Below are 6143 nucleotides of genomic sequence, written 5' to 3'. Positions count from 1 at the left end.
ATAGAACATCGAGATGACCCCGATCGGATTTGTCGTCATGATTTCACCGCACCGGCTGTGAGCCCGCCCACGAGCCGCCTTTGCACCAGAAGGAAGAGGAAGGTGACCGGCAGCGCGATCAGCGTGCCGCCGGCCGTGAGAAGGCCCCACTGGATGGTGAACTCGCCGATGAAGAGCTGGAGCGCGACCGTGACGGTGCGCACCGCCTGGCCCGAGAGCATCATCGCGAAGAGGTATTCGTTCCAGGAGGTGATGAAGATGTAGATGCCGGCCGTGACGACGCCGGGCATCAACAGGGGCAGGATGATGAGGCGGATGGTCTGCAGGCGGCTGGCGCCGTCGATCATCGCCGCTTCGTCGAGATCCTTGGGGATCGCATTGAAATAGCTCGTCAGCATCCAGATCGCGAAGGGAATCGAGAAGGTCGAATGACCGAGAATGACGCCGAGATAGGTGTCGATCAGCCCGAGCCGGCGCATCATCAGGAAGAGCGGGATGATGAGCAGCACGACCGGGAACATGTTGATGACGAGGAAGCCGGTCAGAAGGCCCCTGCGTCCGGAGAAGCGGAAGCGCGAGAAGGCATAGGCCGCGGGGATGCTGACGCCGAGGCCAAGTACGCTGGCGCCGACTGCAATGATCAGGCTGTTGCCCAGGCTGCCGGCAAAGCTCGTGCGGGCGATCAGATCGCGGTAATGCTCGAGTGTCGCCTCTCGTGGCCAGTAGTGGAGCGGCCAGGCGGAAAGCTCCGCCTGCGGCTTCAGCGAGGTCAGGATCATCCAGACATAGGGGCCGAGCGCGAACAGGACGATGAGGAGGACGGGAAGCTCCACCTCCAGAATCCGCCGGATTCGGGTGCGTCGTTCGATCATGTCTCGATGCCCCGGGCCGCCCGCCTGACATAGAGATAGACCACACCCAGCAGCATCGCCGTGAGGATCAATGCCAGCGCCGCGCCATAGCCGAATTCCATGCTGCTCGACGCGCGCAGGAAGGCGTAGAGCGGCAGGGTATGGGTGGCGTAGCCTGGTCCGCCGCCGGTCATGACCAGGATGACGTCGAGCGAATTCGCCACCCAGATCGTGCGCAGCAGAAGTGCGGTTGCGATGACATCGGCGATCGAGGGCAGGGTGACGTAGAAGAGCTGCTGTCGGGCGGTGGCGCCGTCGATCTCGGCTGCCTCATAGAGTTCGGCCGGCACTGTCTGCAGGCCGGCCAGAATGGTGACGGCGAAGAAGGGGAAGCCCTGCCAGATCAGCGCCAGCATGATGGCGTAGAGTGCGGTATCGGGCCGGGCCAGCCAGGCGATCGGCGCTGCGATCAGGCCGAGCCGCATCGCGATGTCGTTGATGACGCCGAGATTGAAGTCGTACATCCAGGTCCACATCAACCCGATGATGACGCTTGGCAGCGCCCAGGGAATGATGACGAGCGCGCGCGCCAGTCCGCGCCACCAGAAGCTCTGGTTGAGCAGCAGGGCGGCCGCGAGCCCGAGCAGGAATTGCAGTCCGACAACGCCAGTGATCCAGATGAAGGATTGGCCCAGCGAGATCCARAAAACCTCGTCTCGCGCGATCCTGGAGAAATTGCCCAGTCCGACGAAGCGGGCGTTGTCGGGATCGTAGAGCAGGTAGTCCTGCAGGCTGAGCCAGGCCGTCTGCGCGACGGGAATCAGGACGACGCCCGCCGTGACCAGGATCGCCGGCAGCAGGAACCAGAAGGGCGTCAGGCTGCGGCCGAGAGGCTGCCTGTGCGCGAGGGTGAGCGACGTCACGTTTCAAACCTGTCGAAGCGAGGGCTGGAGGCGGCAGCCGGATGCCCGTCTGCCGCCAATCCCGTCAGCCGTGAAAATGCTGCTCGATCGCACGCATCATCTCGTCAGGCTGGATCTGGCCGAGCAGCGCCCTTTGCATGTTGGCCGGCCAGATCCGGGCGATGAAATCCGGTGTCTTGGGCGAATCCGGCAACGAGGCCGCAAACGGCAGCGAGGCCGCGCTCGCATCGACGAAGCGCTTGGGATGCAGCGTCCAGTCCTTCGCCGCCGACGTCGCGATCGGCAACTGCCCGGTGAACTTGTTCAGCACGACGTTGTTCTCGGCCGTGGAGAGGAAGGCGCACCATTTGAAGGCCGCCTCCCTGGCCTTGCTGGCAGCGAAGACGGCGTTGGACTCGTCGCCGAAATAGGTCCAGCCCTTGCCGTCCGGGCCTCGCGGGACCGGCACAGCCGAAACCTTGTCGCCGAGCACGCCGACGATCTCGTTGGCCGAGCCGACATGATGGATGGTCATGGCGGTCCGGCCAGCCTTGAAGGTATCGACGATCTGCCGGAAGCTGTCGGTCGGTGCCGAGGCCGGCACCACCTTGTCCTTGACGGTGAGATCCACGAACCAGCGGTTGGCTGCGAGCGCCTTGTCGCTGACCATTCCGCCCTTCTCGAAACTGGCGCCGCCGCCGAGCACGAACGGCCCCCAGTGGTCGAAGCCACCAGCGCCGCCACGCAAGCCGAAGCCCGAGACATCGCCCTGCGTGAGAGCCTTGGCCGCCGCACGGAATTCATCGAAGGTTGCCGGCGGTTTCAGCCCCGCCTGCTCGAACAGGTCCTGCCGATAATAGAGATAGAGCACGACATATTGCAGAGGCAGGTAATATTGCTTGCCGTCGGCGCCCCTGTTGATCTTCCAGATGTTGTCCGCAATGTCGCTGCGCCCGGCCCAGCCGGCGATCAGGTCATTGATCGGGGAGAGCGCCTTCATCTGCTGGAAGCGCGCAGCCCAGGACAACCGCACCATCGCGCAGTCGGGTCCGTTGCCGGCGACGAGGGCGGCGAAGAGCCGGGTCTGGTAGTCGTTACCACCGCCCCAGGGGATGCTCTCGGCCTGGACCTTGATGCCGGGATTCGCTGCCTCGAACTTGGCGATGAGTTCAGCCGGCGAATGCTGCGGGTTGTCGAAATGGTACCACCAGCGCACCGTTGTGGTGGCTTGGGCGATGGCGGGGCGGGCGAGGGGGCTGGCGAGAGCGCCGGCGCCCGCTAATTTGATGAAAGTCCTGCGTTCCATGGTTGGCTTCCTCCGGTTTTTTTATCGTTGAGGTGGTTGGCAATGTGGCGGCCGCCAGCGGTGATCATGTCGGCAGCGGCAGCGAGTTCCCTGCTCATGCGCAGGCAGCCATGCACGACGCCGGGAACGTGATCGAAACGGAAGGGCACGCCGGCCTCGCCCAGGCGCTGGGCCAGCCGGATGGTGTCGTCGCGCAGCGGATCGAGCCCCGCGGCGGAGAGATAGAGCGGCGGCAGGCCGGCAAGCGCAGCCCGGCCAGGCGCCGCGAGACTCAGCGTCTCGTCCGGCTCGGCACCGAGGAAATTGTTCCAGTACCAGCGCATGTTCGCGCTGGTGAGCAGGTAGTCGCCGCCACCGAAGGCCGCATGGCTCGCCGTCGAGAAGTCGGGTTCGTAGCAGCCGTAGAACAGCGCGGCAGCCGATAGCGGCGGCAAGCCCTCATCGCGCCGGCGCAGCAGTGCTGCCAGCGCCAGATTGGCGCCGGCGGAATCGCCCGCGATCGCGATCCGCTCCGCCGGTATGGGCGTGCCCAGGCCGCCACGCTCGACGAAGGCGACGCTGGCCAGGAGATCGTCGAGCGGCGCCGGGAACGGGTGTTCCGGAGCGAGCCTGTAATCGACGCCCAGCACGGCGCAGCCCCCTGCCACCGCGAGATTGCGCATCGTTCCGTCATGGGTCTCGATCGAACCGAAGGTCCAGCCGCCGCCATGCGCATAGACGATGACGGACTCTGCCTGCGCGCCTTCAGGTCGGTAAAGCCGCGCACGCATCGCGCCGGCATCCGTGGGAATGACCAGATCGCTCGCCGGGATGGCCGGAGCGCCATCGCTCCACGGCAATGTTGCGGCATCGACCGTTGCACGTGCTTCGGCAATGGGTGCGGAGCGGAAATCGAAGGCGGGGCCGGCGCGGAGCAGTTCCAGAAGCACCTGCATCTGCGGATCGATCCAGGTCGTCATTCGCGGGCTCTTCATTAGGCGGTTCCGTCACGCAGGACGATCGTGTCGATATGCTCCGCCATGGCCGATGACAGGCCTTCCCCATCGCGGGCCTCGAGCAAGGCGAGCAGCAAGCGGTGGCGTGTCGCGGTCTCGGTCAGCGGGCGGCGATGCCCCGGTGCCCAGAGCTTCGAGCGGTGCGAATGCAGGGTGCAGCGGGTCAGGATCTGCTCGAGCGCGTCCAGTCCCGACAGGCGGAAGATCGTCAGGTGGAAAGCCATGTCGAGGATGATCAGGGCATATTCGTCGCCGGCTGCGGCGACGGCATCCATGTCGGCCTGTATGGCGTATAGCCGCTCCAGGCTGTCGCGCTCGACATGATGCACCGCCCGCAAGGCGCCACGGATCTCGACCCGGCGGCGCAGAGCCAGAATTTCCTCCGCCTCCTCCGGATCAAGCCTGGTCACCATCGTGCCGCGATGCCCGGAGCGGGTCACGAGCCCGTCCTCCTGCAGGCGCAGGAGCGCCTCGCGGATCGTGCCCTGGCTGCAACCATGCTCGCGCGCCATGCCGAGCTCGGTGAGAGCGCTCTCGGGACGCAACTCATTCAGCATGATCTGCCGCTTCAGTGACTCGTAGACGACGTCACGGGGCCTTCGAATCTGGTTCGGAATAAGCACATTCATCAATATCGATAATGATATCGATATTCGACATGTCAAGTCAGTTTGCGAGGGCTTGCTCGGACCTCGATCCCACGGCGCACTGTTGCAGCGGCGGTCAGGGGATGTATCGGCCTCGACGAAAACGACTCAGACCAGCGCTGGACAGCCGCAGGTAGTCCAATCGTCGGTGGCGGTGGACAAAGCGGCGCGTCCAGGCGCTCATTCTCGACGCTTGCCAATAATGAATTCCGCCTGCTTCGGCGCCAGCATTGCTAGCGGATACTCAAACTCAGAGGGCTGACTTGGGAGAACCAAGCGCGAGATGCCCAGAGACAGAAAGGGCGAGCAGCAGGGAGGATATGTGTTGCGAATGCTTGAGAATTCCATCGTGTAGCCGATCCAAGATCTCCCGCACGGGCATAAGATGAACGCTCATCCCCTCTTCGCTGGCGTCCAGTTTCCGGCTCCCCGTCAACTCTGCCCCCATAGCAAGATAGACGTGGACCCTGTTCGGTTGGGTGGCTGGGTTGGCGAAGAGCGAAGAAACGAGGCGCAACTCCGTCGCGCGATAGCCGGTCTCCTCCTCGAGTTCACGTGCAGCTGATCGCCCCGGGTCGAGATCACCTTCGTCCATCGTCCCTCCTGGCAGCTCCAGGAAAGTATCCGCCGCGCCGTGCCTGTACTGGCGGACCAAAACAATCTCGTCGCAGGGCGTGATCGCGACCGTTTGAACCCAATCGGGATAAGTAAGTACGTAGTAGGGCGAGACCCTGTGCCCTGTCGGCGTCAGGCACTCATCCGCCCTGACGTCAATCCAGCGATCTTTCAGCAATGTCCTGGAAGAGAGGGTACGCCATTTCATGTCCATAGTTTTAGCTATACCCAGCACGCCATGGCGCGCCAAGGCGGCGGTGTCGCCCGCAGTGACCCTCAATGCGATCGTCACATTAGAATCGAGGCGGCGAGAGCTAGCCGCTCAATCGCGGCCTCAACACCGCGCCGACATCTTGTCCGGAACCACCCGCGTGCCTGGCAGCGGGATCTGAACCTGATACGGGCGTGATCTCGCCATTGCCTGAGTGAATGGACCTGCAGAGCCCACGGCAGCGGCAAATCGACACCACCATATGCTTGGCCCCCGCCGAGGCGGAACGAAATGCGGTCAATCCGCTTTATCTATCTGATATAGTGGAGTTTTTGGTGAGCGGGGAGGGGATCGAACCCTCGACCACATGATTAAAAGTCACGTGCTCTACCACTGAGCTACCCGCCCTCACAGGGCGCTGACATACGGACGCCCCGCCCGCCGGTCAACATCGTTCGCACACTCCCGTCATTGTTCGATGGCTTTGAGATGTGGCAGAAGCGCTCCGGAGGATCCGCATGACCGATTTGCCCACCCTGTCCGAGATCAAGGCCGCCAAGGCTCTTGTGGACACTGTCTTCCCGGGAACGCCGCAATATGCCTGGCCGCTGCTGCA

The 6143-nt window shown here is 63.8% G+C and carries 6 protein-coding genes and 1 tRNA gene; all 7 read right to left on the bottom strand.

Going from position 1 to position 6143, the window contains the following annotated elements:
* Window positions 1-35: 35 nt before the first annotated feature.
* Window positions 36-872 carry a carbohydrate ABC transporter permease gene (locus AC1DRP_RS34065; protein ID WP_441508746.1) on the bottom strand — a complete coding sequence of 279 codons (837 nt, stop codon included), beginning with the start codon at window positions 870-872 and terminating at the stop codon, window positions 36-38.
* A complete protein-coding gene (locus AC1DRP_RS34060) occupies window positions 869-1774 on the bottom strand; it encodes a carbohydrate ABC transporter permease (protein WP_441508745.1) in 906 nt (301 codons plus the stop codon). Before AC1DRP_RS34060 ends, AC1DRP_RS34065 begins: the two co-directional genes overlap by 4 nt.
* 64 nt (window positions 1775-1838) lie before the next feature.
* Window positions 1839-3059: an ABC transporter substrate-binding protein gene (locus AC1DRP_RS34055; RefSeq protein ID WP_476770839.1), complete on the bottom strand. Its 1221-nt coding sequence runs from the start codon at window positions 3057-3059 to the stop codon at window positions 1839-1841.
* Window positions 3032-4018, bottom strand: a complete 987-nt coding sequence (locus AC1DRP_RS34050; protein ID WP_441508743.1) for an alpha/beta hydrolase — start codon at window positions 4016-4018, stop codon at window positions 3032-3034. Before AC1DRP_RS34050 ends, AC1DRP_RS34055 begins: the two co-directional genes overlap by 28 nt.
* Window positions 4019-4032: 14 nt before the next feature.
* Window positions 4033-4683: a GntR family transcriptional regulator gene (locus AC1DRP_RS34045; RefSeq protein WP_441508742.1), complete on the bottom strand. Its 651-nt coding sequence runs from the start codon at window positions 4681-4683 to the stop codon at window positions 4033-4035.
* Between the two features lie 268 nt (window positions 4684-4951).
* Window positions 4952-5608: an NUDIX hydrolase gene (locus AC1DRP_RS34040; RefSeq protein WP_441508741.1), complete on the bottom strand. Its 657-nt coding sequence runs from the start codon at window positions 5606-5608 to the stop codon at window positions 4952-4954.
* Between the two features lie 252 nt (window positions 5609-5860).
* Window positions 5861-5935: transfer RNA gene (locus AC1DRP_RS34035), tRNA-Lys, on the bottom strand.
* Window positions 5936-6143 lie beyond the last annotated feature (208 nt).

The sequence above is a fragment of the Allobosea sp. 01N443 genome, assembly GCF_056399325.1.
Note: the sequence above shows the minus strand (reverse complement) of the source record. Positions and strands in the feature narration are given on the sequence as shown.

Excerpts from the sequence above, each read along its gene's own strand:
- AC1DRP_RS34065 (WP_441508746.1), bottom strand. The coding sequence starts at position 872 with ATGATCGAACGACGCACCCGAATCCGGCGGATTCTGGAGGTGGAGCTT.
- AC1DRP_RS34045 (WP_441508742.1), bottom strand. The coding sequence starts at position 4,683 with ATGAATGTGCTTATTCCGAACCAGATTCGAAGGCCCCGTGACGTCGTC.
- AC1DRP_RS34050 (WP_441508743.1), bottom strand. The coding sequence starts at position 4,018 with ATGACGACCTGGATCGATCCGCAGATGCAGGTGCTTCTGGAACTGCTC.
- AC1DRP_RS34055 (WP_476770839.1), bottom strand. The coding sequence starts at position 3,059 with ATGGAACGCAGGACTTTCATCAAATTAGCGGGCGCCGGCGCTCTCGCC.